This window comes from Microbacterium sp. As-52 (assembly GCF_049949185.1).
GTDB lineage: Bacteria > Actinomycetota > Actinomycetes > Actinomycetales > Microbacteriaceae > Microbacterium > Microbacterium maritypicum_A.
Genome location: NZ_CP188171.1, coordinates 1 through 25413, shown reverse-complemented (window position 1 = coordinate 25413; position 25413 = coordinate 1). Strand labels below are relative to the sequence as shown.

The window sequence follows — 25413 nt, the reverse complement described above, 5'->3', positions numbered from 1 at the left end:
GCTTCGCGGTGAGTCTGTGCCGCGAGAGAAAGGAACGACATGTCAGCCACGAAGGTGAACGTCCGCAACTTCGCTCGTGCCGAGTCCGACTTGATGTTCTCCCGGCTCGCCGCCGGGAGCACGCTCGGGACCTGGAATCACACGCGAGGGCTGAAGTCGCTCGACGATCAGCCCATCATCCGGCAGAACCGGGACACTCTCTACAGCAGTGCCGTCATCGATGTGCGCGAAGGAGTCACGCTCACGCTGCCCGACACGGGCGGTCGTTACGTCTCCGCCTTCGTCGTGAATCAGGATCACTACGCGCCGTTCCTGTTACACGAGCCCGGCGACCATGCGCTCACACGCGCAGCCGTCGGAACCGACTACGCGGCGGTCCTGGTCCGCATCCTCGTCGACCCGAACGACGCCGAAGACATCGCCGAGGTGAATCACCTCCAGGACGCACTTCGTCTCGTGGGCGGCGGATCGGGGGAGTTCCCGCTCCCTGAGTACGACGAGCCGTCGCAGTCGGAGACCCGTGATGCTCTGCTCACTCTCGGGCGCGGCGTCTCGACCTACGATCGTGCGTTCGGCACGAGGGAGGAAGTGGATCCCGTCATGCACCTGCTGGGCGTCGCCGGCGAATGGGGTGGTCTGCCCGAGTACGAGGCGACCTACATCAGCGTTGACGAGGGCCTGCCGGTCGGGGACTATCGTCTGCGTTTGACGGACGTTCCTGTCGACGCCTTCTGGTCCGTCTCGCTCTACAACGCCGCCGGCTATTTCGAGGAGAACGAGCTCGGGGTGAACAGTATCAACAGCCTGACGGCGACCGCGGACGACGACGGCGGGATCACCATCCACTTCGGTGCGCACCCTGCCGGCCTCACGAACGCGCTGGTCGTCATGCCGGGGTGGAACTACACACTGCGCCTCTACCGACCGCGCCTGTGCGTGCTCGACGGCACCTGGGTCGCGCCCCGGCCCGAAGCGATCTGAGTGAGGCCCCGCGCCGCCACCCCCACCGCAGAAGAGCCCGTCCCCGCAGAAGCGGGGACGGGCTCTTCGTGATGCTCCGCTGTCGTCAGACGCCGAAGTACAGCTCGTACTCGAACGGGTGCGGACGCTGCGCCATCGGCAGGATCTCGTTCTCGTACTTGTAGGAGATCCAGGTCTCGATGAGCTCCTTGGTGAACACGCCGCCCTCGAGGAGGAACTGGTGGTCGGCCGCCAGCGCGTCGAGCGAGTCGAGCAGGGAGTTCGGAACCTGCGGGATGTCCTTGGCCTCCTCGGGCGGAAGCTCGTAGAGGTCCTTGTCGACCGGCTCGTGCGGCTCGATGCGGTTCTTGATGCCGTCGAGTCCTGCCATCAGCTGCGCGGCGAAGGCGAGGTACGGGTTGCCGGAGGCGTCGGGGGCACGGAACTCGATGCGCTTTGCCTTGGGGTTCGAGCCCGTGATCGGGATGCGGATCGCGGCGGAGCGGTTTCCGGCCGAGTAGACCAGGTTCACCGGAGCCTCGAAGCCCTTGACCAGGCGGTGGTAGCTGTTCAGGGTCGGGTTGGTGAAGGCGAGCAGGGCCGGCGCGTGCGCCAGGATGCCACCGATGTACCAGCGCGCGATGTCGCTGAGCTGACCGTAGCCGGCCTCGTCGTAGAACAGCGGCTTGCCGTCGCTCCACAGCGACTGGTGGGTGTGCATGCCCGAGCCGTTGTCACCGTAGAGGGGCTTGGGCATGAAGGTCGCGACCTTGCCCCACTCCTCGGCGGTGTTCTTGACGATGTACTTGAACTTGAGGATGTCGTCCGCCGCGTGCACCATCGTGTCGAAGCGGTAGTTGATCTCCTGCTGGCCGCCGGTGCCGACCTCGTGGTGCGAGCGCTCGAGGATGAACCCGGCGTCGATCAGCTTGAGGGTGATGTCATCACGCAGGTCGGCTGTCTTGTCGACCGGGCTGACCGGGAAGTACCCACCCTTGTACGGGGTCTTGTTGCCGAGGTTTCCGCCCTCTTCCTCGCGACCGGTGTTCCAGGCGCCCTCTTCCGAGTCGACGCTGTAGAAGCTGGAGTTGGACGTGACGTTGTAGCGGACGTCGTCGAAGATGTAGAACTCGGCCTCGGGGGCGAAGAAGGCGGTGTCGGCGATGCCGGTCGAGGTCAGGTACTTCTCGGCCTTCTTGGCGACCTGACGCGGGTCCTTCGAGTAGATCTCGCCGGTGCGCGGGTTGTAGATGTCGAACAGCATGACGAGCGTGCTCGCCTCGCGGAACGGGTCGACGTACGCCGTCGTGACGTCGGGGATGAGCTGCATGTCGGACTCGTGGATGCTCGCGAAGCCGCGGATCGACGAGCCGTCGAACAGCTGGCCGTCGGTGAAGAAAGCCTCGTCGACCGTCGATGCAGGAATGTTGAAGTGCTGCTGAACACCCGGGAGATCGGTGAAACGGATGTCAAGGAACTTGACGTCGTTCTCCTTGATGTAGCTCAGTACCTCGGACGAATCTTTGAACATGTACGACTCCTGTAATGCGGATCGATGGCTTCACGGCCACTCTGCAGAGTACGGACGGGGGATTTCTCTACGGTATCCGCTTTGTTTCGGGCGTGTTACAGGCGCGAGGGCGTCAGAGCGGCATTTCGCGCTCGGTAGGCTGGGGGAGTGACGGATGCTGTGAACACGTACCCCGGTGAACGACTCGGACTCCCCGAATCCGGCTCCGGGAGCATCGCCCGTCCCGGACGCCGTATCGGAGCGCTCCTGATCGACTACACCGCGGCGACGATCATCGCGACCGGATTCCTCGGATTCAACCAGTTCGCACTGCCGACGGAAGCCGGCCTGAGCCAGTTCGCTCCGATGCTGGTGTTCGCCGTGTTGCAGATCGTCTTCATCCCGACCGCCGGCGGCAGCCCGGGACACCGTATCCTCGGCATGCGTCTTGCTCGCATGGACGGGAGCTGGGTCGGTCTGTGGCGGCCGATCGTCCGCACGCTTCTGCTCGTGGTCGTCGTGCCTGCGGTGATCTGGGATGCCGATCAGCGCGGTCTCCACGACAAGGCCGTCGGCACGGTTCTGATCCGCACCTGACCTGCGGCGGGCTGCCGTCAGTCTCGCCCGCGGTTGCGTCGACGTGCTTCGCGCGGGGCTCGTCCGCCGAGGAACGAGCGGGCGGGGTCGACCACGTAGCCGCGGCGCAGCGCCTCCCGGCCGATGAGCATCCGGAAGCCCATCTCGTCGCGGTTGCTCAGGGTGACCTCAGCCAGCACCTCGCGGTCCACCAGCCGGATCAGCAGCTCGACCACGAGGCGTTCCTGGGCGTGCCCGGACGAGCTCCGCACCGCACGACGATCATGGATCGGGCATTCGACGACGACCGCGTCCTCCTGGCTGTCCTGCCAGGGCTTGACTTTGAACCGCACCCACGGCTGTTCGTCCTGTTCGAACTCCACGATGTCGAAAGCATGCAGAGACGACGTGCGCGCACCCGTGTCGATCTTGGCCTTCAGCCAGTCCACTCCGAGATCGGGCAGGCTCACCCATTCTCGCCACCCCGTAAGGGTGTTTGAATGGGGGGTAGTCCTACTCACCTGATACATCCTGGCAGGAAAAATCCCCCGTGAAGATCGCAGTGCTCTCCCGCGCGCCGCAGGCGTACTCCACCCAGCGGCTGCGTGCAGCCGCGCTTCAACGCGGACACAACGTCAAGGTGCTCAACACTCTGCGCTTCGCGATCGATCTCACCGCCGAGGAACCGGACCTGCATTACCGGGGTCGCCAGCTCAGCGACTACGACGCGATCCTCCCGCGCATCGGGAACTCGATCACGTACTTCGGCACGGCCGTCGTGCGCCAGTTCGAGCAGATGGACGTCTACACGCCGAACACGGCGAACGGGATCTCGAGCGCACGTGACAAGCTGCGAGCGAACCAGATCCTCTCGCGCCACAACATCGCGATGCCGCCGACCGCGTTCGTGCGCAACCGCGCCGACGTCCGTCCGGCGATCGAACGCGTGGGCGGGGCTCCGGTCGTGATCAAGCTCCTGGAAGGCACACAGGGGATCGGGGTCATCCTCGCCCCTCAGGTGAAGGTCGCCGAGGCCATCATCGAGACCCTGCACTCCACCAAGCAGAACGTGCTCATCCAGAAGTTCATCTCGGAGAGCCGCGGTCGCGACATCCGGGCGCTGGTCGTCGGTGACCGTGTCGTCGCGGCGATGCGACGATCGGCGGCCGGTGACGAGTTCCGATCCAACGTGCACCGTGGCGGATCGGTCGAGGCCATCGAGCTCGATCCGGTCTATGAGCGTGCGGCCGTGCGCTCGGCCCAGATCATGGGCCTGCGTGTGGCCGGTGTCGACATGCTCGAGGGGGACGACGGCCCGCTCGTCATGGAGGTCAACTCCTCACCCGGGCTGCAGGGCATCGAGACGGCCACCAAGCTCGACGTCGCCGGCGCCATCATCGACTACATCGCCGGTCAGGTCGCCTTCCCCGAGATCGACGTGCGTCAGCGTCTCACCGTCTCGACGGGCTATGGCGTCGCCGAGCTGATGGTCCACGGCGCGGTCGACCTCGTCGGGAAGACCCTGGGGGAGGCCGGGCTCTGGGAACGCGACATCACGGTCCTCACGCTGCACCGAGGAGTCAGTGTCATTCCCAACCCGCGCAAGCACGTCGTCCTGGAAGCCGATGACCGGCTGTTCTGCTTCGGCAAGCTCGACGAGATGCGCTCCATGGTTCCTGAGCGTCGTCGTCGGCGCGCCAAAGTCCGCAGGCTGCCGCGACAGCCTCTCTCCGAGTGAAAGAGAGCGCGGCCACCCTCGCAGGAGGATGGCCGCGCTCGGTGCTTCTGAGGTGCGGAGAGTCAACGAGGACGCTGGGAGCGCACCTTGGTCGGGTCGATGCCCTTCGGGATCGGCAGCGATGACAGCGACTGGGAGACGGAGTCCACGCGGCGGATGACGGCGGCCATCGTGGCCTTGTCGATCGCCTTCGGGAGCTTCTTGATCGTCTTCGAGAGATCGGCGATCGCCACCTCGTCGTCGCCGTGACCGACGTAGAGGACGGTGACCGGGACGCCGTGCGCGACACGCTGTGCCTTGCTGCGCTCCTCGTTCACGAGACGCGTCAATCGGCCGCGTGCACCTTCACCGACGATGACGATGCCTCCGCGCCCGATGGTGCGGTACACAGCCTCCTGGGTCTTCGGGTTGATGCCGACGGGAGTCTCGGATGCCTGCCAGCTGCGCCCGAGGCTCGTGCTGAGCACGTGTCCGGTGGCGCCGGGCATGCCGTCGATCTTGCTGTACATGGCGGAGGTCGAGAGGCGCGTCATCAGGAACAGGGCACCGAGGATGCCGAGCATGAGACCGGTGATCCCCCAGAGGACGAGCGTCCAGATCTGGAAGGGCGGGATGAGATAGCCGGCGACGAGGCCGAGCAGCACGCCGCCGATGAGGATGGCAGCCTGCGCCCACGGCAACCAGGAGTATGCCTCACGTGTGAACCGGAAGAGGGACTTGATCTGGGAGAAGAACCCAGGACGCTTTTCGGGTTCAGGAGCACGCTTTGCCATGAGGACCAGCCTACCGAGTCCCGGAGCCTCCTGATGTCGGCGTTCGCGCGAAGCGGAGGGGACCGGCGCCACCACTCCTGCACATCAGAGGATTCGGCGGAATCCGTCGCGATCATCCCCGGGCACCGGGATCGGGCTGAGGTCTGCGCTGTGATGGAGCAATGGAAGACATCGCGATCGACGACGGCCGGGGCGGGCCGCTCGTACCGGGCGCGCATCGCGTGGTGAGAACGCTCGATGCGACGGAGGGGCCCTTCCCCGGCACTCTCGTCACGAACGGGGACGGCGTCGCCGTGAGAGTAGACGCGGCGGCGCTCGGCGGGTGGGTGGGATGGGGTTTCTCCGGCGCCGAACACATCGCTGCGCCGATCGATGTCGTCCGGCGCCAGGGAGGGCACGACGTGTTGCTTCCGTGGTGCATCGAGCGTGTGTGCAGCTTCCTGGGCCGCCGTTCGGTGGGAGGAGGGGGCATCACGCCGGGCGAAACCACCACTCTCGTCGTCAGTCTCCTGCGGGGACTCGACGAGTTGGGAGAGGGCATCGACGGCATGCGCACGGGGGCATGGTGGCTGACGGATGGCGGGCGACCGGTGTTCGTGCTGGGGGACGGCACGGACGCGAGGGCGGGGACCGTGGAGATCCTGGAACAGCTGGCGGAGCGCAGTTCGGACAAAGTGCTCAGACGCGCGACCGGTGCGATCGAGGAGGCCCTGCGGAAGGTCATCGCCCAGCCGCGTCTGCCCCGCAGGCTCACCGAGGCGTGGGAGCAGTCGATGCTCGACGTCGCCGCGCCGCAGCCGCTCGAACGCGAGATCCATGCTGCGGAACGAGCGCGGGACGTCGCCCGCGCCGTCGTTCCGCACGTCTCTGGCCTTCACGAAGGGGGGCGACGTCTGCGCGCGGACCGGACTCCGAGCAGGGGGTCGCGTCGCGGAAGCCGCGCGCGGGAGGCGATCGGCGATGCGATGCGCTCATCGATCGGCGAGGTTCTTGCGCGTGTGGATCGCATGAGAGGAACGCAGGCTTCGCGAACCGGTCGCCGGAGCGTACGCCGTGGGCGATCCGCTGAGACCGGGAAGCTGCGTCGACGTTCCCTGCTCGTCGCGGGCGCGGCTGCGGCGCTTGTGCTTGCCGGCGGACTGCTGCTGCCGGAGGGAGAAGCGTCGGGTAAGGGCGCTGACCTGTCTGGTGGCAGTGGTCAGGCGCGGGCATCGTCGTCGCCCGAAGATGCGTCTCCGGCGGCCTCGCCTTCCGTGATCGGTGCCCCGGAAGAGAGCGAGGACTCCGACCCTGAGGACTCAGCCCCCGAGGACTCCGACCCTGAGGACTCAGCCCCCGAGGGCTCAGAGCCCGAGGAGTCGGCCGCGGGCATCGATCCCGTGGCGGCAGCCTCATCGCTCCTCCGCGCGATCGCGGATTGTCGGGCCGCGGGAGACACCTCGTGCGCAGACGCGGTGTCCGGCGACGCCGCGCGAGTGATGAAGGCCCTCGACGGGCTGCCGCCCTCGGCCGCGGAACTGGTGGATGAATACGGCGACGTCGCGGTGGTGCGCCTCGCATCGGCAGGTCGGGAGGGAGGCGCGGAGGGGGAAGAGGGCGGGGAGGAAGACGAGGGTTCGGATCAGACGATCGTCGTGCTCATCCGCACAGGAGAGAAATGGCTGGTCCGCGACGTCTACGACGTCGCGGACCAGCCAGGATGACTCTTCGCCCGTCAGGCGCCGAGCTGAGCGGCGAACTGTGCCGACTCGAGTCGCGCCTTCACGGCGCCCAGGAAGCGGGCGGCGTCTGCACCGTCGATGATGCGGTGGTCATAGGAGAGAGCGAGGTACACGTACGACCGGACAGCGATCGCGTCGGTGCCTCCGACCTTCACGAGACCCGGACGCTTGACGACCGTTCCGGTGCCCAGGATCGCCGACTGCGGCAAGAACACGACCGGCGTGTCGAACAGGGCACCACGCGAACCGGTGTTGGTCAGCGTGAACGTTCCACCGGCCAGCTCGTCGGGCTTCAGCTTGTTGTCGCGGGTCCGTGCCGCAAGATCGGCGATCTCGTGGGCGATCTGGGCGATGTTCTTCGACGCCGCGTCACGCAGTACCGGCGTCAGCAGGCCCCGCTCGGTGTCGACCGCGATCGAGACGTTCTCGCTGGCCGGGTAGACAATGTTCTCACCGTCGACCGTCGCGTTGACGATCGGGAACGCCTGCAGGGCCTCGGCCGTGGCGAGAGCGAAGAACGGCAGGAAGGAGAGCTTGTCGCCCGTCTTCTCGAGGAACGACGCCTTCACGCTGTCGCGGTAGTCGGCGAGGGCCGTGACATCGACCTCGACGACCGTGGTCAGCTGTGCCGTCTGCTGCATCGACTCGACAGCGCGCTTGGCGAGGACCTTGCGCAGACGCGACATCGGCTGGGTCGTCCCACGAAGAGGCGACACCTCGAGCGGAGCAGGGGCCGCTGCTGCTGCAGCGGGCGCCGACTTCGCGGTCTCCGCGGCCTTCAGCACGTCTTCCTTGCGGATGCGACCGCCCACACCGGTTCCGGTGACGGAAGCCAGATCCACGCCCTGCTGCGACGCCAGTCGGCGCACGAGCGGGGTCACATAGAGGTTGTCGTTCTCGGTGGGGAGCGCGAGCTTCGATGCGGGCTGAGTGGCGGCAGGGGCCGGAGCAGCCGGGGCCGGTGCAGCGGCAGGTGCCGAAGCAGCGGCAGGCGCCGGAGCAGCAGCGGCGGGTGCAGCGGCAGGTGCCGGAGCAGCAGCGGGTGCCGGAGCAGCAGCGGGTGCCTGAGCAGCAGCGGGTGCCGGAGCAGCAGGTGCCTCGGAAGCGGGCGCTGCGCCGGAACCGACACGTGCGAGCACAGCGCCGACGGCGACGGTCTCGTCCTCGCCGGCCACGATCTCCTGCAGTACGCCGGCGACCGGCGACGGGATCTCGGTGTCGACCTTGTCGGTGGAGATCTCCAGAAGGGCCTCGTCGACGGCGATGGTGTCGCCGACCTGCTTCAGCCAGCGGGTGACGGTTCCCTCGGTGACGCTCTCGCCCAGTTCGGGAAGCACGATGTCTGTCGCATCGCCGGCGGGTGCGGCAGGTGCGGACTCAGCGGCGGGTGCCGGTGCTTCTGCGGCGGGGGTCGGAGCCTCTGCAGCCGAGGTCTCTTCGGCAGCGGGAGATGCCTCGGCTGGCGCTTCTTCCGCGGCGGGTGCGGCGGCGGCGGGAGCATCTGCGGCCGGAGCCGCGGCGCTGCCATCGCCGATGCGCGCGAGGAGCGCGCCGACCTCGACGGTCTCGTCCTCGGCCACGAGGATCTCCTCGATCACGCCGCTGACGGGGGAGGGGATCTCGGTGTCGACCTTGTCGGTCGAGATCTCGAGCAGGCCCTCGTCCGCCTGCACGGTGTCTCCCACCTGCTTGAGCCAGCGGGTGACCGTACCCTCTGTGACGCTCTCGCCGAGAGCGGGGAGGACGACGGATGTGCTCATGACTGAGTCTCCTTCAGGAAGTTGTATGACGCTTGTCTAGCTTAGTGACTCGGGCACCGGTTGGTGCTCAGAGGGCGTGCAGGGGCTTGCCGGCCAGGGCGAGGAAGGCCTCGCCGAGTGCCTCGCTCTGGGTCGGGTGCGCGTGGATCAGGGGAGCGATGTCCTCCGGGTGCGCCTCCCAGGCGACGGCGAGCTGCCCCTCGGTGATGAGCTCGCCGACACGGTCGCCGAGCAGGTGCACACCGATGACGGGGCCGTCTTTGAGGCGGACGACCTTCACGAGACCACCCGTTCCGATGATCTCGCTCTTGCCGTTCCCGGCGAGGTTGTACTCGTAGGCGACGATCGCGTCCGCGCCGTGTTCAGCAGCGGCGGCTTCCTCGGTAACTCCGACCGACGCGACCTCGGGGCTGGAATAGGTGACCTTGGGGATCTGCAGATCGGGAACGTTGACGGGGGAGAGGCCGGCGATCCGTTCGGCGACGGCGATGCCCTGCTGGAATCCGCGGTGCGCGAGCTGGAGGCCGGGGACGATGTCGCCGACGGCCCAGAGCCCCGGGACCCCGGTGCGCAGGTCTTCGTCGACGATCACGAAGCCGCGGTCCAGAGTGACACCGGCCTCTTCGAAGCCGAGGTCGGCCGTCGCCGGCCCGCGTCCGACGGCGACGAGCAGGTAGTCGGCCGTGAACTCCTTGCCGTCCTCGAGCGTGACCGTGACGGACGAGTCGTCCTGCGTGGCCGTCTGGAAGCGGGTCCCGAGGGAGTACTGGATGCCACGGCGGCGGAATGCCCTCTCCAGGCCCTTGCTGAGCGCGATGTCCTCGTTCGGGACGAGGTGCGGCAGCGCTTCGATGATGGTGACCTCGGAGCCGAAGGAGCGCCAGACGCTCGCGAACTCGACGCCGATGACACCACCGCCGAGGATCAGGACGCGGTCGGGGACGACATCCAGAGCAAGCGCCTGCTCGCTGGTGAGGATCCGTCCGCCGATCTCGAGGCCGGGGAGCGATCGGCTGTACGAACCGGTCGCGAGCACGACGTCCGCACCGACGTAGATGTCATCGCCGACGCTGATGCTGCGGTCTGGATTCAGTCGACCGAGCCCGGTGACGGTGGTGATGCCGCGAGCTTTGACGAGACCTTCGAGACCCTTGAACTTCTTGGCGACGATGCCCTCGCGATACGTGCGGACGCCGACGGGGTCGATGCCTTCCAGGGACGCCGTCACACCGACCGACGCGGCATCGCGCACATGCTCGGCGACCTCGGCCGCATGCAGGAGTGCCTTGGTCGGGATGCAGCCGCGGTGCAGGCAGGTGCCGCCGACCTTGTCCTTCTCGATCAATGCGACGGACTTGCCGAGCTCACTCGCGCGCAATGCAGCGGCATAGCCGCCGCTTCCGCCGCCCAGGACGACGATGTCGAAGGTGTGGGTTGTCATATGTCATGCCTCCGTGTGGGATGCTTCGGCGAAGGCGACGATCGATCGGACCATCGCCCCGGTGGGGCCCTTCTCGGTGAAGCCGTACGGGGCGCCGGCGTGTTCGCCGGAGCCCGCGATGTCGAGGTGCACCCAGGGGATGCGCGGGGCGTCCTCGGCCTCCGACGTGCGCCCGACGAACCGGCGCAGGAACAGGCCGGCATAGGAGGCACCGCCCATCCGGTCGCCCATGTTGGCGTTCTGGAGATCGGCGATGGGGGACTCGAGCGACTCCTCCATGTACTCCGGCAGCGGCATGTGCCAGGCCGGTTCGTCGACCTGTGCGGTCGCGGAGATGAACGCGGAGACCGTCTCGACGTCGCCGAAGACACCGGTGTGCCGGTGGCCGAGCGCGGCGACGATGGCACCCGTGAGGGTCGCCACGTCGATGATGACGTCGGGATTCTCTCGGCTCGCGGCGACCAGACCGTCCGCCAGGACGAGGCGGCCCTCAGCGTCGGTGTTCTGCACCTCCACCGTGGTGCCGTCGAGGATGCGGATGACGTCGCCGGGGCGCAGAGCGCGGCCCGAGGGCATGTTGTCGGTGATGCAGAGCCAGGCCGTCACGTGGACAGGGAGCCCGAGAGTCGCGATCGCGCGGATCGCGGCGAGAGATGTCGCTGCTCCGGCCATGTCGAACTTCATGCCGACCATCGATGCGGCGGGCTTCAGCGACAGCCCGCCGGTGTCGAAGGTGATGCCCTTGCCGACCAGCGCGATGTGTCGCGATGCGTCCGCGGGGGAGTAGTCGAGGCGGACCAGACGCGGGGGGCGGTCGGAGCCCTGCCCCACGCCGAGGATGCCCCCGAAGCCCTGCTCGGCGAGGTCTTTCTCGTCGAGGATCTCGACCGTGACGTCGAGGTCGGCGACGCTGTCGGCGGCGCTCTGGGCGAGCTGGGCAGGGCTCTGCCACTCGGCGGGAACGTTCACGAGGTCCTTGACGAGGGCGACGGCGTCGCCGAGGACCTGAGCATGCTCGGCGTCCTCGTCGTCGAGGGCGGCGTGCAGGGTGATCGTGGTGGCGCGAGCCTTGCCCTTCTCCGTGCGGTACCCGTCGAATTTGTGTCCGCCGAGCACGGCGCCTTCTGCTGCCGGCACGGCGAAGGACTCCAGGCCGTCGGCGAGGGCGATGGCGACGTGCTCGAAACCGGCGAGGGTGCGCAGCGCTGTCCCGGTCGCATTGCGCACCGCAGCGGGGTCAGGCGCGTTGCCGACGCCGACGACGGCCAGCGGCAACGACGTCACCTCCGGGGCGTACACGCGTGCGAACGATCCAGCGGAGCCGGTGAAGCCGATACCGGCCAACGCATCGGCGAGGCCGGGATAACCGGCCAGTGAATCCGCCGAATCAGGGAGAGCGGCGACGACGAGCACTGCGGCATCTGCAGCGCTTCCGGGGAACTGAGCGGTGGTGTGCGAGAGCACGGGAAGCGTCATGCCTCCATCCTAGGATCTCTGCCGCAGCATGGTCGCGCGCCCTCGTGGCGCGTGTTCGCTCTCAGCATGATGCTCCGCGCCCCGGCCCCCGGCCCCCGGCCCTGCTCGTAGCATGGACACATGCCCTTCTCCGGTGAGATCCACGAACGCGTCGCGAATGCGCCGACAGTGCCGCGCGGCCTGCCCCTGGTGCTGCTTCTCACCGGTTTCACCGACGCGGGCAGCGCGGTGTCCGGTCTGATCGACCACCTGAGGGAGACCGCGTCGCCGGAAACCGTCGTGGTGTTCGACAACGACGCGCTACTGGACTATCGCGCCCGTCGACCGGTGATCGCGTTCGACCAGGACCATCTCACCGAATTCCGGCCGCCGCGTCTCGAGCTGTCCCTCGCGACGGACGCGCTCGGCCGTCCGTTCCTGCTCCTCGCCGGGTACGAGCCCGACTTCGCGTGGAACCGCTTCGCGAGCACCGTCCTCGCCCTGGCGGCGGAGTTCGAGGTGTCGGGGCTGCACTGGGTGCATTCGATCGCCATGCCTGTTCCGCACACACGTCCGATCGGTACAACCGTGAGCGGCAATCGCCGTGAGCTCACGGTCGCGCACTCCGTCTGGCGTCCGCGCACCCAGGTGCCGGCGACCGCCGGTCACCTCCTCGAGTTCCGGTTCGTCGAGCGCGGCGACCCCGCCGTCGGATTCGTGCTCCTCGTGCCGCACTACCTCGCCGAGACCGAGAATCCAGAAGCGGTGATCGCCGCGGCAGAGAGGCTGATGGCCTCGACCGGTCTGGTGCTGATGCTGGACGCCGTTCAGGAGCGCCGCGAGGACTACCTGGCGCGCGTCGACGAGCAGGTCGCCGGGAACGATGAGCTGCAGCAGATGGTGCACAACCTCGAGCGCCGATATGACGCGTACATGGCGGGACGCAATCCCGATGACGATTCGTACGACGAGGGCGGGTTCAGTGAGCGGGACCTTCCCAGCGCCGACGAGCTCGCTGCGGAACTGGAGCGCTACCTGGCGTCGCGTCCGTCGGGCGACGAGGACAAGCCCGGTCGCAACTGACACGGATCCGCGAGAACTTCGTCGTAATGCATCCGCATCGCCACACGTGTGCGATACTAGGACTCTGACCCGTTGTCAATCAGTGTTTTCGAGCGCTGGACTTGACAAGGGTCTTACTAGTGTCCGAAATGTCCCGGGGCTACACAGCAGCTCCGTGAAAGGCGAAACGTGACTCCTGCCACGACGAAGAACACCCGGACGAAGAAGGCTGCCGAAGAGACGACCGCCGACGCTCCGGTCGAGGCCGATGCGCCCGAGAAGCCCGCGCCCCTGAGCGCGGCGAAGCGTGCTGCCGCGAAGCGCGCCCCCGTCAAGAAGAAGAAGTCCGAGGACGTCGTCGAAGAAGACGAGGCCCCCGCCGCTGCTGCGGTCGAGGACGACGAGGACGAGGACGCGAAGCCGAAGTTCACCGAGCCGCTGCCGACCGGCGCGATCGTCATCTCGTCGAACGACGATGAAGACGTTCCCGTCTACTCGACGCAGATCACCGGTGCGACTGCCGACCCTGTCAAGGACTACCTGAAGCAGATCGGAAAGGTCGCGCTCCTGAACGCGGCCGAAGAGGTCGAGCTCGCTATGCGCATCGAGGCGGGTCTGTTCGCCGAGGAGAAGTTGTCGGCGATGACCGCGGCCGAGAAGACGAGCCAGCTCGGACTCGACCTGCAGTGGGTCGCCCGCGACGGACAGCGTGCCAAGAGCCACCTGCTCGGCGCGAACCTCCGACTCGTCGTCTCGCTCGCCAAGCGCTACACGGGCCGCGGCATGCAGTTCCTGGACCTGATCCAGGAGGGCAACCTCGGCCTCATCCGCGCGGTCGAGAAGTTCGACTACACCAAGGGCTTCAAGTTCTCGACGTACGCCACGTGGTGGATCCGCCAGGCGATCACCCGTGCGATGGCCGACCAGGCCCGCACGATCCGCATCCCGGTGCACATGGTCGAGGTCATCAACAAGCTCGCGCGAGTGCAGCGTCAGATGCTGCAGGATCTCGGCCGCGAACCCACGCCGGAAGAGCTCAGCCGTGAGCTCGACATGACGCCCGAGAAGGTCGTCGAGGTGCAGAAGTACGGCCGCGAGCCGATCTCGCTGCACACGCCGCTGGGTGAAGACGGCGACAGCGAGTTCGGCGACCTGATCGAGGACACCGAGGCCGTGGTTCCGGCCGACGCGGTGGGCTTCACCATGCTGCAGCGTCAGCTGGAGCAGCTGCTCGACTCGCTCTCCGAGCGCGAAGCCGGCGTGATCCGGATGCGCTTCGGCCTGGGCGACGGTCAGCCGAAGACTCTCGACCAGATCGGCGACACCTTCGGCGTGACGCGTGAGCGCATCCGTCAGATCGAGTCGAAGACCATGGCGAAGCTCCGGCACCCGAGCCGTTCGCAGTCCCTGCGGGACTACCTCGAATGAGCCAGGCGAACGACGGCAAGGCGCTCGAGGCGAGCGTCGACGGCAAGAGCTATGCGCGTATCCCGCTGCGTACCCGTGTGGTCATGCCCGAGGACGACCTCGATGCGATCATCACGGAGTACGCCAAGGACGCCGTGCAGCCGGGCGACCTGCTGTTCGTGACCGAGAAGATCGTGGCGATCACCCAGGGGCGGTCGTACCGTCTCGACGAGATCAAGCCGCGCAAGCTCGCCCTGTTCCTCTCCAAGTACGTCACCCGCACGCCGTACGGCATCGGGCTCGGCATGCCGGAGACGATGGAGATGGCGCTGCGGGAATGCGGCACTCCGCGGATCCTGTTCGCGTCGGCCGTGGCAGCGGTCACCAAGGCGTTCGGTCGTCGTGGTGACTTCTACCGCATCGCGGGTGACAAGGCGCGGGCCATCGACGGTCCCACCAAGCACACCATCCCTCCGTACAACGAGGCTGTCGTGCTCGGACCGAAGGATCCCGACGGCGTGGCCGCGCGGCTGAAGGCACTGATCGGTGGCCAGGCAGAAGTGGCAGTGGTCGATATCAACGACCTCGGCGGCAACATCCTCGGGTCGACGCTCGACAAGGACGGCGAGCGTCGTCTGGTCAAGATCCTCGGGGACAACCCGCTCGGACAGGGGCTCGAGTCCACACCGCTCGGCATCGTCCGCGCAGTCTGACCTCTGTCATCTGATCCGCTCAGAACGACGACGAAGGCCCCGGATGCTCGGCATCCGGGGCCTTCGTCATCTCTGTCTCAGAAACCGATGACTTCGCGGTACCGAGGTTTGTGGCCCGTGCGGATACCGGTGACGCTGGGCTTGTTCTCGTAGACTCCGGCGCCCCAGTTGCCCTCGACGAGGACGGGACCGTCCGGGGAGACGACGATGTCCCAACCGACGTACTGCACCTGGGGCACGACGCGGGCGACCTCGTCGATGAACGCGCGCACCTCGTCCATGTAGGGCAGCTGGAAGTCGGCGATGCGGAAACCCGAGTCCGGGTGCGTCTCGTGCACGTGCCCGTGCGAGTCGTACCCGGCACCGACGGCATGACCGTTCTCGTCGAGCATCGTGTAGAAGCCGCCGAAGGTCATCTGATCGCTCACCGCACCGCGACCGAACTTCTGGGCCATGGCGAGGATGTGCGCCTTCTCACCATCGAAGAACGCCGTGATGCGGGTGGTGTTCACCGTCCCGGGGCACACGGCCGCAAGCGCGTCGTGCTGGCGGATCACCTCTTCGATCAGCAGCTCGCCTCGAGCGAGGAGCCCCTGGTGGAACTCGTTCCAGTCGGTGATGTCGGCGGCGTGATAGCGATGCACTCCGGTTCCGGCCTGTCCCACAGGTTCCTTCGTGACGATCGTGCCGAGTCGCTGTGTGAACTCGCGCACCGCGTCGGCGTTGCCCTGGTCGACGACCATCCATTCGCGGTGCAGGTGGTCGGAGAACTGCTTGTCGAACTCGACCTTGTCCTGGAAGATCCAGCGGTAGTCAGGGTGGTCATACCGCTGCGAGAGCTGGTTCGAGACGGGATGCGTCATGTAGGTGTCGCGCTCGGCCTTCGTCAGCATCGCGAAGTCGTAGTCGATGTAGTCCTGGAACCCGACGTTGTGGCGCGCGGCCGACCAGAGCATGTCCACGACGATGGCGGGGACGGCCTTGTGATGCTGAGCGGATGCCTCCTTGGCGCGTTCCACCACCGATCCGACGTCGATGCGGCGGGCACGTCCCATCAGATAGCGGATGCGGGGCGCGAGGGAAAGACGAGACATGAGGCTCCAGGGTCGGGGTCCCCACCAGTCTACGGGGGCCGGGACGGCCGACCTGAGAGCCGGAAGCTAGGGTGGAAGACGTGTGTGAGACGACTTCCAGCGCCCTGCCGCGTGCGATGATCTCCCGTTCGGCCCTGGCCGCGGGCGCCTTTGCTGCCGTGTCGGCAGGCGGCCGAGTCGCCGATCTACGGCGTGACGCCTGGGGTCATGGTGTTCTCGCCGTCGCGCAGCTCGTGACGGCCGCAGGAGCCGAGCGAGTGCTCGTCGACGCCCGCGGAGAGGTGGAGGCGTTGCAGCTCGAGGGAATCGACGGCGCCACGACGGGTGAGCCGGACATCGACGCGACGCTCCTCTACGGTCTTCCTGATGCGACCGGACGCACGAGGACGCGACCGGTGATGCGGCTGACGGGTCGCGTCCTCTCCACCAAGGGGCTCCGGCCGGGAGACGCCGTCTCCTACGGTTACACCTACCGCGCCTCGCGTGAGACCACGGTGGCGCTGGTGACCGGTGGGTACGCCCAAGGCATCGTGCGCGCGCTCGGAAACCATGCCGAGGTCGAGATCGACGGCGCAGCTCGCCCCATCGTCGGCCGTGTCGCCATGGACGTCTGCGTCGTCGACCTCCAAGGCGCGGATGCCGAGGCGGGCGCGGAGGTCACGTACTTCGGCGGCGAGGGTCAGGCGGGATCCGCCATCGCGCACTGGGCCGCCGTCACCGGAATGAGCCCGGCGGAACTCGTCACCGTCGCCGGCGCACATGCCGTGCGGGGGTGGGAGGCTTGAGCCGTCCGGAGCTGCGCCTGAGCAGCAGCACGTTCCGGGCGAACATCGACGCGGTACGCGCCCGAGTGGCGCCGTCGACGTTGATGCTCGTGCTCAAGGACGACGCGTACGGCCACGGACTCTCGTGGGCCGTCGAGTCCGCGGCCGACGCGGGCGTCACGTGGTTCGGCAGCTATGACATCCGTACCGGGTTGACCGTGCGCAGGATCGCCGGCGGCGACGCCAGGATCTTCGCGTGGGTGACGTCGACGGACGCCGAGATCGACGACGCCCTCATGCAGAGGCTCGACCTCGGCGTCGGCACGAGCGACTACCTTCGGCGGATCATCACGCGCGCAGAGGCGCTCGGCACGCCCGCGCGCGTGCACCTGAAGATCGACACCGGCCTTCATCGCAATGGCATCCTGCCCGACGACTGGGCTGCGGCCGTCGCTGTCGCGCGCGACGCCGAGCGCGCAGGACTCCTGGAGTTCGAGGGGGTGTGGAGCCATATCGCCGAGGCGAGCGACGCGGACGACGACGTCGCACAATCGGTGTTCCTCGAAGCGGTCCGTACCGTGGCGGATTCGGGGACGACCCCTGCCGCGCTTCACCTGACCGCGTCGGCGGCGTCCTGGTGGCGCCCCGAACTGCGCGGAACGGTCTCGCGCATCGGAGCCTTCTGTTATGGCATCCGATCCGCAGACGGACCGGAACTGGAAGGCATCCTCCCGGCTGCGAGCCTCGTCGCGCCCGTCATCAGCGTCCAGCGGGACGACGTGACCATCGGCATCGGCAGTTTCGACGGATTCCCTTCGACACTGGCCGGAAGTCGCGTCGGCACATCTGCCGGAACGCGCACCCTCACGTCGGTGGGACATACGACGTCGACTGTCGAAGGCTGGGCAGGAGCGAGAGCGGGGGATCAGGTCGTGGTCTTCGGCGCCGGGACGCACGGAGAGACGTCGGCGACGACTCTCGCTGAGCGTATCGATACCGTGGGAGAAGAGATCCTCACCCGGCTCACATCACGTGTGCGGAGAGTCGTCGCCGATTGATTCGTGTGCGCTGACCGCAGTCGACTGACCGGGACCAGTCGACGTGCGTCAGGATGCGATCAGACCGTCTCGACGAGGCGGGCGGTCTCGTCGTGCCAGCTGGTCGCGATGCTGCGGAGCTTCTCTTCGTACTTGCGGCCGTGGTGGGCGCAGAACAGGAGCTCGGATCCGTTGACCTCAGCGGCGATGTACGCCTGAGCGCCGCATGAATCACAGCGATCCATGGCGGTCAGGCGGAACTCGACGGTGGAGGTGTCACGTTCGGTCGTTGCGTTCATCTCGGTGCCTCCTCGGGTGTCGGCTTCGCTGGGGGATTTGGTCAATACAACCACGCCCCACCTGTGCGCATGCCCGGTTTGCGGCGTGTTTCGCTCAGCGCGTACGCGACGCCCGTCGAGTGGCCCTCCGCGGGGAGTGTCTGCGGAGCCGGAACGACTCGCGAGATTAGACTCGGAGATTGTGAATGCCGAGTACTCCGCCCATCATCTCCAGGTGCTTGAAGGCCTCGAGGCCGTCCGCAAGCGCCCAGGGATGTACATCGGGTCGAACGGGTCGCCCGGACTCATGCACTGCCTCTGGGAGATCATCGACAACTCCGTCGACGAGGCGGTGGCCGGCAACGGCACGAAGATCGACATCATCCTGCATGCCGACGGCAGTGTCGAGGTCCACGACCGTGGCCGCGGCATCCCGGTGGACGTCGAACCGCGCACCGGTCTGACCGGCGTCGAGGTGGTCTATACCAAACTGCACGCCGGTGGGAAGTTCGGCGGCGGGTCGTACGCGGCATCCGGTGGTCTGCATGGTGTCGGCGCCTCCGTGGTGAACGCGCTCTCCGAGCGCCTGGACGTCGAGGTCGATCGCGGCGGCAAGACCTACGCCATGTCGTTCCATCGTGGCGAACCGGGGGTCTTCGCAGACTCCGGAGAGAAGCGTCCCGACGCGCCGTTCACTCCCTTCCAGGAGAAGAGCGAGCTCCGTGTCATCGGCAAGGCGCCCCGCGGCGTGACCGGTACGCGGGTTCGCTACTGGGCCGATCGGCAGATCTTCACCAAGGACGCGGCCTTCCAGCTCTCCGAGCTCGAGACCCGCGCCCGACAGACGGCGTTCCTCGTCCCGGGCCTCGAGATCGAGGTCGCCGACAAGCGGACGAATCGTCCGGATGCTCCCGAGCTCGGCTCCGAGGATGCGGATGCCACCGGGACGGTGACGTCCTACCTCTATGAGGGCGGGATCTCGGAGTTCGTCGACTACCTCGCGGTCGATCCGCCGGTGACCGACAACTGGCGCATCCAGGGGGAGGGGACGTTCAAGGAGACCGTTCCCGTTCTGCAGGCCGACGGGCACATGGTCGCTACCGAGGTGGAGCGCGTGTGCGCCGTCGACATCGCGCTGCGGTGGGGCACCGGTTACGACACGCGCGTGCGGTCGTTCGTCAACATCATCGCGACGCCCAAGGGCGGAACCCATCAGCAGGGCTTCGAGCAAGAACTCCTCAAGGTTCTCCGCACCCAGGTCGAGCAGAACGCGCGTCGTCTCAAGGTCGGCAACGACAAGCTCGAGAAGGACGACGTCCTCGCGGGCCTCACAGCGGTGCTCACGGTGAACGTGCCCGAGCCGCAGTTCGAGGGGCAGACGAAGGAGATCCTCGGCACTCCGGCCGTCCGGCAGATCGTCGCCCAGGTGATCCGCAAGGACCTGGCCCAGCGATTCAGCTCGACCAAGCGCGACGACAAGAACCAGGCGTCGCAGCTGCTCGACAAGATCGTCTCGGAGATGAAGGCGCGCGTGTCGGCACGTGCGCACAAGGAGACGCAGCGCCGCAAGAACGCACTGGAGTCGTCGACCCTTCCGACGAAGCTCGTCGACTGCCGCACGAACGATGTCGAACGCAGCGAGCTCTTCATCGTCGAGGGAGACTCGGCGCTCGGCACCGCCAAGAACGCGCGCAACAGCGAGTTCCAGGCGCTGCTGCCGATTCGGGGAAAGATCCTCAACGTGCAGAAGGCGTCGGTCGGCGACATGTTGTCGAATGCGGAGTGCGCGTCGATCATCCAGGTGATCGGTGCAGGCTCCGGCCGGACCTTCGACATCGATGCGGCTCGCTACGGCAAGATCATCCTGATGAGCGATGCCGATGTCGACGGCGCCCACATCCGCACCCTCCTGCTCACCCTGTTCTTCCGCTACATGCGGCCGCTGATCGAGCACGGCCGCGTGTTCGCCGCCGTCCCGCCGCTGCACAGGATCATCGTGATGAACCCGGGCTCGAAGCCGAACGAGACGATCTACACCTACAGTGAGCAGGAGATGCACACGCTGCTGGCGAAGCTCCGCAAGGCGGGCAAGCGCTGGCACGAGCCGATCCAGCGGTACAAGGGCTTGGGTGAAATGGACGCAGAACAGCTGGCGAACACCACGATGGACCGTTCCGGACGGCTGCTGCGTCGCGTGCGCATGGAGGATGCGGAGGCCGCGGGCCGCGTGTTCGAGCTCCTGATGGGCAACGAGGTCGCCCCGCGCCGCGAGTTCATCATCGACTCCTCCGACCGGCTGTCGCGCGAGTCGATCGACGCCTGAGCCCCGGAGACACGGAAGAAGCCGGCACGGGTCATCCCATACCGGCTTCTTCGCTGCAGGCGGTCACCCCGCCTGCGGAGCAACTCAGACCAGGGTGCGGCCGATGCTGCCGATCACGCCTTCGACGGGCTGTCCGGAGGCATCGCGACGTGCGCCCGTCTCGGGAAGCTTGCGCACGGCACCGGTCGGATCGACCGCCAGCGGTGGCTGGGGCCCGACCCACGCGACCGTGAGGCGATCCTCACCCTTCAGGAATGCGTGCGCGCGCACGCCGCCCGTGGCGCGACCCTTGGCCGGGTACTCGGTGAACGACGAGACCTTCGCGCGCCCCGGCTCCGTGCCGGGAAGTGCGCTGTCGCCTCCGGAGACGGTGGCGACGACCGACTCGGTGGCGGGATCGACGACACCGAAGAAGAGGACCGATGCCCCGGAGCTGAGCTTGACGCCGGCCATGCCGCCGGCCGGCGCCCCCTGCGGGCGCACGGAGGAGGCCGAGAAGTGCAGCAGCTGCGCGTCGGTCGTGACGAACACCAGTTCGGCGTCGTCCGGCGCCTCGGCCGCGCCCACCACCGTGTCGCCCTGCTTCAGGCCGATGACCTCGAGGTCGGGCCGCACGGGAAGCGCTGACGGGACGATGCGCTTGACCGTTCCCTGGGCGGTCCCGAGGGCGATCGGCGTATCGCTGTCGAACCGCACGAAACCGAGCACCCGCTCGCCCTTCGTCGTGATCCCGAGATAGTCGCGCAACGGCGTGCCGGCAGCGAGCTGAACCGAGGTGGCAGGCACGGAAGGCAGGTCGACGGGGGAGAAGCGGACGACGCGTCCGAGGTTCGTGAGCGCTCCGAGCTCGGCCCTGACCGTGGTCTCGACCGCGGTCAGGATCGCGTCGTGCTTGCTACGACGTGCCGGGGAAGTGAGCTCCTGCCCTTCGCCGAGGTCGACTCGGACCGTGCGCCCGGTGGTCGAGAGGATGAGCACCGTGGGGGCGTCGGCGATCTGCAGGTCGACCGCGCCCTTGGTGGCGCGGGGCTTGGGCGGTGCGGCGTTCATGAGCAGTGTGCGCCGGGGCGTGCCGTACGCGTCGGCCGCGGCATCGAGTTCCTTCGCGACCGCGGCGCGCAGCAGCACGGGGCTCCCCAGCAGTTCGCGGAGGGCAGCGATCTCGGCCAGCAACGCGTCTCGTTCGGTCTCGAGCTCGATGCGGGAGAACTTCGTCAGACGGCGCAGACGCAGCTCGAGGATGTACTCCGCCTGCAGCTCGCTCAGATCGAAGACCGAGCGCAGGCGGGTGCGGGCCTGCTCCGAGTCGTCGGATGAGCGGATGACCTGGATGACCTCGTCGATGTCGAGGATCGCGATGAGCAGCCCCTCGACGAGGTGCAGACGCTCCTCGCGCCGCTTCAGGCGGTAGCGGCTGCGCCGGGTGATGACCTCGAGGCGGTGGCCCACGTAGACGCTCAGCATCTCCTTGAGCCCGAGCGTGCGCGGCTGGCCTTCGACCAGAGCGACGTTGTTGATGCTGAACGAGTCTTCCAGCGGCGTCAGACGGTAGAGCTGTTCGAGGACGGCGTTCGGGTCGAAGCCCGTCTTGATGCCGATCGCGACGCGGAGTCCGTGGTTGCGGTCGGTGAGGTCGGTGACGTCGCTGATGCCCTGCAGCTTCTTCGACTGCACGGCGTCGCGGATCTTCTCCAGCAGACGCTCGGGGCCGACCATGTACGGCAGTTCCGACACGATGATGCCGGTGCGCCGAGGGCCGAGGGGCTCGATCGAGGTCTTCCCTCGGACCTTGAGCGCACCGCGTCCGTTCGTGTAGGCGTCTTTGACCCCGTCCAGTCCCATCAGGATCCCGCCCGACGGGAAGTCCGGACCGGGAACGAACTCCATCAGGTCCTCGGTGGTCGCGTCCGGGTTCTCCAGGAGATGCGTGGCGGCCGCGACGACCTCGATCAGGTTGTGGGGCGCCATGTTGGTCGCCATGCCGACCGCGATGCCGCTCGCTCCGTTGACCAGGAGGTTCGGGAAAGCAGCGGGCAGGACAGCCGGCTGTTGGAACTGGCCGTCGTAGTTCGGGATGAAATCGACGACGTCCTCGTCGAGGTTCTCGGTGAGCGCGAGGGCGGCGGCGGCGAGCCGTGCCTCCGTGTATCGAGCCGCGGCCGGACCGTCGTCGAGGGAGCCGAAGTTGCCGTGTCCGTCGACCAGAGGGACGCGCAGCGCCCACTCCTGCGCGAGGCGCACCAGCGCGTCGTAGATCGCGGAGTCGCCGTGGGGGTGGAGCTTTCCCATGACCTCGCCGACCACGCGGGCGCTCTTGACATGACCGCGGTCGGGGCGAAGGCCCATCTCGGCCATCTGGTACAGGATGCGGCGTTGCACCGGCTTCAGACCATCGCGCGCATCGGGGAGCGCGCGCGAGTAGATCACCGAGTATGCGTACTCGAGGAACGAGCCCTGCATCTCGGTGGAGAGGTCGATGTCCTGGATGCGCTCCTCGACAGGCTCGGGCGGCGGGGTTTTCGGCATGGACTTCCTGAAGGCATACGGGAGCCTGTGTCAGACTGGCTCGGATGTCCTTCATGCTACCGTCCGCGTCGCCGAGTGCCCGGAGTGTCGTCGGGGTGGCGGACGACCTGCTCGCCGCCCTCCGCGGCGAATCGGCGCTGTTGCCGCGCGCAGACTCGGCCGTGCTCGTCGTGATCGACGGGCTCGGAGCGATCAGTCTGCGGGCACACGCCGGTCACGCACGTGCGTTGACGGCGGGGATGGCGAAGAAGGACGTCGCGCAGTCGGTCTTCCCCTCCACCACCGCGGCGGCGCTGACCAGCATCGTCACCGGTGTCTGGCCGGGGGAGCACGGCCTCGTCGGCTACCGAGTGCTCGATCCGACCCGCGACGTGCTCGTCAACCAGCTCAGCGGCTGGGAGACCGACGGGATCGACCCGTATACGTGGCAGGCGGCTCCCACGATCTTCGAGCGCGCCGGTGGTGCCGGCCACGAGAGTTTCGCCGTGGGGTTCGCCGGATACGCGCACAGCGGCTTCACCAAAGCCACTCTCCGAGGTGCCGAGTTCGTCGCAGCCACCACAGCGGCGTCGCGTATCGAAGCCGCCTATGCGCTCGCTCAGTCCCATCCGGGCTCGCTGGTCTACTGCTACCTTCCAGAGGTCGACAAGGCCGGCCACAAGTACGGCATCGCCTCGTCCGAATGGGTCGCGGCGCTCGAGGACGTCGATGCCGCTCTTTCCGCACGGGTGCCCCCGGGCGTCGGGGTCGTGGTCACGTCGGATCATGGGATGGTCGATGTGGCGCCGAACCGACAGATCGTGCTCGAAGCGGACCACCTCGAAGGCGTCCGACACGTGGGTGGTGAACCGCGGATGCTGCACGCCTATCTGGAGCCCGATGCGGATGGCGTCTCGCTGGTATCGCGCTGGCGTGCGGATCTCGAGGGGGTCGCCGATGTCGTCACCCGCGAGGAGGCCGTGGGTGCGGGCCTCTTCGGACCCACGGTCTCCGAGGCAGCCTCGCCTCGGATCGGTGACGTGCTCGCGATCGCGCGTGGGTCGTGGGCGGTCTATGACGGCACGGCTGCGGACCAGCGCGGTCGCGGAATGGTCGGCCAGCACGGTGCACTCACACCGGAGGAGCGGCAGGTCCCCGTTGTCAGGCTCGGCGCTTTCGCTCGCTGACGACGATCGCCCGGTATGCTCTCCGGCACGACTTCCCGGCGAGCACTCTCAGGCCGGTCTCACTCGTCCGTTCGTGCGCCGAAGACGATCTCGTCCCAAGAGGGCATGGCGTTGCGACGACGTCTCCGACCTGTGGATTCGCCGGAATCCGAGTTGGTCGTCTGAGGCGCGGGCTGCGGAGACTGCGGCTCGTCGTCCGGCTGCTCCAGGACCTCGAAGAGTGAGATCGGGCTCTGATCGGCCCGATCTGCGTCCGTGGGCTCATCCAGCAGCGGCGCGGTCTCGCGCTGGCCGCGACGACGGCGGAGAGCTTCGAGAAGGTCTGCGGTCTCGGGGCTCGTCGTCTGTGATGCCGGTGCGCGTTTGATCGCCGCGTCCTGTGCGGCCGCGTCGGAACGCTCGGGAAGGGAGGGATCCTCGATCTCGGCGTCGGGAGCAGGGAGCAGACGGGGGCCGAATGCGCCGGAGTCGAAGCGGCTCTCGTCCTTGTACGGAGAGGTGATCCGTTCTGCGTCCACGGCCCGCAGGCGGGGGATGAGTCCCTCGGGCAGCGAGCCCTGGCGGGACAGCTGCGTGGCGTCCGCATTGAGCGGCGAGAGGGCGCTGCGGCGGGGATCGAAGCTCCAGCGGGCGTCGTGTTCGACGTCGTTGGCGGTGAACTCGAGCTTGATGGTCCAGCCCGAGTCCTCCTTCCAGCTCGCCCAACGCTCCGACGTCGCTTCGACCTCCGCGAGCTTGGCGCGGACGGCAACTCCGAAGGTGGGCTGCGCGTCGGGCTCGACCTCGCTGCCGATGAGAACGGGAACGGCGAGGGCCTGGCCGATGACGTGCTCGCGTTCGGCCAGGACGGGGCCTTCGAAACGGGCGACGTCGTCGACGCTGATACCCAGGAGCTCGGCAACCTCCGGAGCCGTGAGACCGGCTCGAATCTGCGCCTGGATATCACGCGGACTCGCGGCGAGCTTCTGTGCCGTCGGCTCACTCTGACGGGTGGCGCGACGGATCTCGCGCTGCAGCATGTCGTCGATGGGCAGCGCGAACCGCTCGCCCGACTCGGTCGCGAGTACGAGGACTCCTGCTTCTGTGCCGACGATGGTGACGTTTTCCAT

Annotated in this window: 21 protein-coding genes; 11 read left to right on the top strand and 10 right to left on the bottom strand. The window is 67.5% G+C overall.

The features are described 5' to 3' along the window. Positions 1-39: 39 nt before the first annotated feature. Positions 40-981, top strand: coding sequence for a DUF1214 domain-containing protein (locus ACLFA2_RS00105; protein ID WP_426621820.1), 942 nt, complete (start codon positions 40-42; stop codon positions 979-981). An 85-nt stretch (positions 982-1066) separates the two neighbouring features. Here the strand turns inward: ACLFA2_RS00105 and glnA are convergent, their stop codons facing one another. Continuing rightward, a complete protein-coding gene (gene glnA / locus ACLFA2_RS00100) occupies positions 1067-2491 on the bottom strand; it encodes a type I glutamate--ammonia ligase (protein WP_021200702.1) in 1425 nt (474 codons plus the stop codon). A gap of 147 nt (positions 2492-2638) precedes the next feature. On the opposite strand from glnA, the gene ACLFA2_RS00095 reads away from it, so the two are divergent. Next, the gene (locus ACLFA2_RS00095) at positions 2639-3067 is read left to right on the top strand and encodes an RDD family protein (protein WP_029260307.1); all 429 of its coding nucleotides are present in this window, start codon (positions 2639-2641) and stop codon (positions 3065-3067) included. Between the two features lie 17 nt (positions 3068-3084). On the opposite strand, the gene ACLFA2_RS00090 is transcribed toward ACLFA2_RS00095, so the two are convergent. Then, positions 3085-3576, bottom strand: coding sequence for an ATP-dependent zinc protease family protein (locus ACLFA2_RS00090; protein WP_029260308.1), 492 nt, complete (start codon positions 3574-3576; stop codon positions 3085-3087). Between the two features lie 20 nt (positions 3577-3596). Between ACLFA2_RS00090 and ACLFA2_RS00085 the strand changes: the two genes are divergently transcribed. Then, positions 3597-4784 carry a RimK family alpha-L-glutamate ligase gene (locus tag ACLFA2_RS00085; RefSeq protein WP_017830470.1) on the top strand — a complete coding sequence of 396 codons (1188 nt, stop codon included), beginning with the start codon at positions 3597-3599 and terminating at the stop codon, positions 4782-4784. Between the two features lie 62 nt (positions 4785-4846). Here the strand turns inward: ACLFA2_RS00085 and ACLFA2_RS00080 are convergent, their stop codons facing one another. Continuing rightward, positions 4847-5557 (bottom strand): DUF4191 domain-containing protein, encoded by a 711-nt coding sequence (locus ACLFA2_RS00080; RefSeq protein ID WP_021200699.1) that lies wholly within the window; start codon positions 5555-5557, stop codon positions 4847-4849. A gap of 161 nt (positions 5558-5718) precedes the next feature. Here ACLFA2_RS00080 and ACLFA2_RS00075 point away from each other — a divergent pair, with 161 nt between their 5' ends. Beyond that, the gene (locus ACLFA2_RS00075) at positions 5719-7260 is read left to right on the top strand and encodes a hypothetical protein (RefSeq protein WP_426621819.1); all 1542 of its coding nucleotides are present in this window, start codon (positions 5719-5721) and stop codon (positions 7258-7260) included. An 11-nt stretch (positions 7261-7271) separates the two neighbouring features. On the opposite strand, the gene sucB is transcribed toward ACLFA2_RS00075, so the two are convergent. The 3 genes from sucB to ACLFA2_RS00060 all read right to left on the bottom strand — a co-directional run bounded on the left by sucB (position 7272) and on the right by ACLFA2_RS00060 (position 11955). Continuing rightward, the gene (gene sucB, locus ACLFA2_RS00070; protein ID WP_426621818.1) at positions 7272-9038 is read right to left on the bottom strand and encodes a 2-oxoglutarate dehydrogenase, E2 component, dihydrolipoamide succinyltransferase; all 1767 of its coding nucleotides are present in this window, start codon (positions 9036-9038) and stop codon (positions 7272-7274) included. Positions 9039-9105: 67 nt separating this feature from the next. Continuing rightward, positions 9106-10479, bottom strand: a complete 1374-nt coding sequence (lpdA, locus tag ACLFA2_RS00065) for a dihydrolipoyl dehydrogenase (RefSeq protein ID WP_426621817.1) — start codon at positions 10477-10479, stop codon at positions 9106-9108. Positions 10480-10482: 3 nt separating this feature from the next. Beyond that, on the bottom strand, positions 10483-11955 hold the full coding sequence (locus ACLFA2_RS00060; RefSeq protein WP_426621816.1) for a leucyl aminopeptidase: 1473 nt from the start codon (positions 11953-11955) through the stop codon (positions 10483-10485). 120 nt (positions 11956-12075) lie between these two features. Between ACLFA2_RS00060 and ACLFA2_RS00055 the strand changes: the two genes are divergently transcribed. From ACLFA2_RS00055 to ACLFA2_RS00045, 3 genes are all read left to right on the top strand, one after another. Beyond that, the gene (locus tag ACLFA2_RS00055; RefSeq protein ID WP_426621815.1) at positions 12076-13017 is read left to right on the top strand and encodes a proteasome assembly chaperone family protein; all 942 of its coding nucleotides are present in this window, start codon (positions 12076-12078) and stop codon (positions 13015-13017) included. A 168-nt stretch (positions 13018-13185) separates the two neighbouring features. Further along, entirely contained in the window at positions 13186-14424 is a 1239-nt protein-coding gene (locus tag ACLFA2_RS00050) for an RNA polymerase sigma factor (protein ID WP_017830477.1), read from the top strand. Then, positions 14421-15116, top strand: coding sequence for a coenzyme F420-0:L-glutamate ligase (locus tag ACLFA2_RS00045; protein WP_021200693.1), 696 nt, complete (start codon positions 14421-14423; stop codon positions 15114-15116). Before ACLFA2_RS00050 ends, ACLFA2_RS00045 begins: the two co-directional genes overlap by 4 nt. A gap of 77 nt (positions 15117-15193) precedes the next feature. Here the strand turns inward: ACLFA2_RS00045 and ACLFA2_RS00040 are convergent, their stop codons facing one another. Then, complete coding sequence (locus ACLFA2_RS00040; protein WP_021200692.1) at positions 15194-16210, bottom strand: sugar-transfer associated ATP-grasp domain-containing protein; 1017 nt, start codon at positions 16208-16210, stop codon at positions 15194-15196. Between the two features lie 80 nt (positions 16211-16290). Between ACLFA2_RS00040 and ACLFA2_RS00035 the strand changes: the two genes are divergently transcribed. Further along, positions 16291-16995 carry an alanine racemase gene (locus ACLFA2_RS00035; RefSeq protein WP_235045240.1) on the top strand — a complete coding sequence of 235 codons (705 nt, stop codon included), beginning with the start codon at positions 16291-16293 and terminating at the stop codon, positions 16993-16995. After that, complete coding sequence (locus ACLFA2_RS00030) at positions 16992-18032, top strand: alanine racemase (RefSeq protein WP_021200690.1); 1041 nt, start codon at positions 16992-16994, stop codon at positions 18030-18032. Before ACLFA2_RS00035 ends, ACLFA2_RS00030 begins: the two co-directional genes overlap by 4 nt. A gap of 59 nt (positions 18033-18091) precedes the next feature. Here ACLFA2_RS00030 and ACLFA2_RS00025 read toward each other — a convergent pair whose 3' ends face one another. Then, positions 18092-18310 (bottom strand): DUF7455 domain-containing protein, encoded by a 219-nt coding sequence (locus ACLFA2_RS00025; RefSeq protein ID WP_021200689.1) that lies wholly within the window; start codon positions 18308-18310, stop codon positions 18092-18094. Between the two features lie 181 nt (positions 18311-18491). Here ACLFA2_RS00025 and ACLFA2_RS00020 point away from each other — a divergent pair, with 181 nt between their 5' ends. Further along, positions 18492-20612: a DNA gyrase/topoisomerase IV subunit B gene (locus ACLFA2_RS00020; protein WP_021200688.1), complete on the top strand. Its 2121-nt coding sequence runs from the start codon at positions 18492-18494 to the stop codon at positions 20610-20612. Between the two features lie 84 nt (positions 20613-20696). Here the strand turns inward: ACLFA2_RS00020 and ACLFA2_RS00015 are convergent, their stop codons facing one another. Further along, positions 20697-23138 (bottom strand): DNA gyrase/topoisomerase IV subunit A, encoded by a 2442-nt coding sequence (locus tag ACLFA2_RS00015; RefSeq protein WP_426621814.1) that lies wholly within the window; start codon positions 23136-23138, stop codon positions 20697-20699. Between the two features lie 44 nt (positions 23139-23182). Between ACLFA2_RS00015 and ACLFA2_RS00010 the strand changes: the two genes are divergently transcribed. Next, positions 23183-24304, top strand: coding sequence for an alkaline phosphatase family protein (locus ACLFA2_RS00010; protein ID WP_426621813.1), 1122 nt, complete (start codon positions 23183-23185; stop codon positions 24302-24304). A gap of 59 nt (positions 24305-24363) precedes the next feature. On the opposite strand, the gene sepH is transcribed toward ACLFA2_RS00010, so the two are convergent. Next, complete coding sequence (sepH, locus tag ACLFA2_RS00005) at positions 24364-25413, bottom strand: septation protein SepH (RefSeq protein ID WP_021200685.1); 1050 nt, start codon at positions 25411-25413, stop codon at positions 24364-24366.

Coding starts and splice junctions, on each gene's coding strand:
- ACLFA2_RS00010 (WP_426621813.1), top strand. CDS start 23,183: ATGTCCTTCATGCTACCGTCCGCGTCGCCGAGTGCCCGGAGTGTCGTC.
- ACLFA2_RS00040 (WP_021200692.1), bottom strand. CDS start 16,210: ATGTCTCGTCTTTCCCTCGCGCCCCGCATCCGCTATCTGATGGGACGT.
- ACLFA2_RS00090 (WP_029260308.1), bottom strand. CDS start 3,576: ATGTATCAGGTGAGTAGGACTACCCCCCATTCAAACACCCTTACGGGG.
- ACLFA2_RS00060 (WP_426621816.1), bottom strand. CDS start 11,955: ATGACGCTTCCCGTGCTCTCGCACACCACCGCTCAGTTCCCCGGAAGC.
- ACLFA2_RS00105 (WP_426621820.1), top strand. CDS start 40: ATGTCAGCCACGAAGGTGAACGTCCGCAACTTCGCTCGTGCCGAGTCC.
- lpdA (WP_426621817.1), bottom strand. CDS start 10,479: ATGACAACCCACACCTTCGACATCGTCGTCCTGGGCGGCGGAAGCGGC.
- ACLFA2_RS00045 (WP_021200693.1), top strand. CDS start 14,421: ATGAGCCAGGCGAACGACGGCAAGGCGCTCGAGGCGAGCGTCGACGGC.
- ACLFA2_RS00025 (WP_021200689.1), bottom strand. CDS start 18,310: ATGAACGCAACGACCGAACGTGACACCTCCACCGTCGAGTTCCGCCTG.
- ACLFA2_RS00075 (WP_426621819.1), top strand. CDS start 5,719: ATGGAAGACATCGCGATCGACGACGGCCGGGGCGGGCCGCTCGTACCG.
- ACLFA2_RS00015 (WP_426621814.1), bottom strand. CDS start 23,138: ATGCCGAAAACCCCGCCGCCCGAGCCTGTCGAGGAGCGCATCCAGGAC.
- sucB (WP_426621818.1), bottom strand. CDS start 9,038: ATGAGCACATCCGTCGTCCTCCCCGCTCTCGGCGAGAGCGTCACAGAG.
- ACLFA2_RS00055 (WP_426621815.1), top strand. CDS start 12,076: ATGCCCTTCTCCGGTGAGATCCACGAACGCGTCGCGAATGCGCCGACA.
- glnA (WP_021200702.1), bottom strand. CDS start 2,491: ATGTTCAAAGATTCGTCCGAGGTACTGAGCTACATCAAGGAGAACGAC.
- sepH (WP_021200685.1), bottom strand. CDS start 25,413: ATGGAAAACGTCACCATCGTCGGCACAGAAGCAGGAGTCCTCGTACTC.
- ACLFA2_RS00080 (WP_021200699.1), bottom strand. CDS start 5,557: ATGGCAAAGCGTGCTCCTGAACCCGAAAAGCGTCCTGGGTTCTTCTCC.